Source organism: Mycobacterium sp. 94-17, assembly GCF_035617725.1.
Lineage (GTDB): Bacteria > Actinomycetota > Actinomycetes > Mycobacteriales > Mycobacteriaceae > Mycobacterium.
In genome coordinates this window covers 1-722 of the sequence record NZ_JAPIYN010000073.1, presented here as the reverse complement: position 1 = coordinate 722, position 722 = coordinate 1, and the positions used below count along the sequence as shown (strand labels likewise).

The following is a 722-nucleotide window of genomic DNA, read 5'->3' as shown; positions in this document are numbered from 1 at the left end:
CGATCACCCATCTCCGCCGCCCGGCGCGTCGAATCCACGATGTCGGTGAACAACACCGTGGCCAGCACCCGATCGTCGGGCACCTCGGCTTGCTCGCCGGTGAGGAACTCGGCGATCTCCCGAAAGGACTCGCGCCACGGCTCGACCAAGTGATACATGTTTCGGCCTGGCAGCTCGACGTATTTGGCGCCGGATATATGTTCAGCGACGCTCCTGCCCATGGCGGGCGTGATCATCAGGTCGTCGCTGTGTTGCACGACGAGGGTAGGCACGCGGACGGTCGAAAGCACCGCCCGCACATCCATTTCGACCATAAGAGGGAGCATGAGGGCGACTGTCCACGGGCTCGCGGCCAGTCGTTCCTCTCGTGCCCACGTTGTCGGGATCTCCTCATTCCAGGGCATGTCGGGATTGAGCACATGGTTGAACTCACCCGTCCCCCACATCGCGGTCATGGCACCGAGGACTTCCTTGGGATCCAGCCCAGTGCGTTCCGAAAGCGGGATCGCATAGCTTTCGAGCAAGACCAGCGCGGTTGTGCGCGACGGATGCGTGGCAGCGAGCAGTGCCGCTGGCGCCAACGCCCCGTCGACCGCGACGAGAACCGCCTCCGAACTGCCGAGATCGTCCAACACTGCGGTGATGTTGATGCTCCTATCTTTGTTAAGGGTCAAGCGGCGGTGATGAGCTGGGTGTTGAGCCATTCGCGGTAGTTGGTTGCG

At 62.6% G+C, this 722-nt stretch carries 1 protein-coding gene; it reads right to left on the bottom strand.

Going from position 1 to position 722, the window contains the following annotated elements:
- Positions 1-722, bottom strand: a 722-nt coding sequence (locus OQ789_RS25685) for an alpha/beta fold hydrolase (protein WP_420716207.1), incomplete at both ends; no start/stop codon positions are given.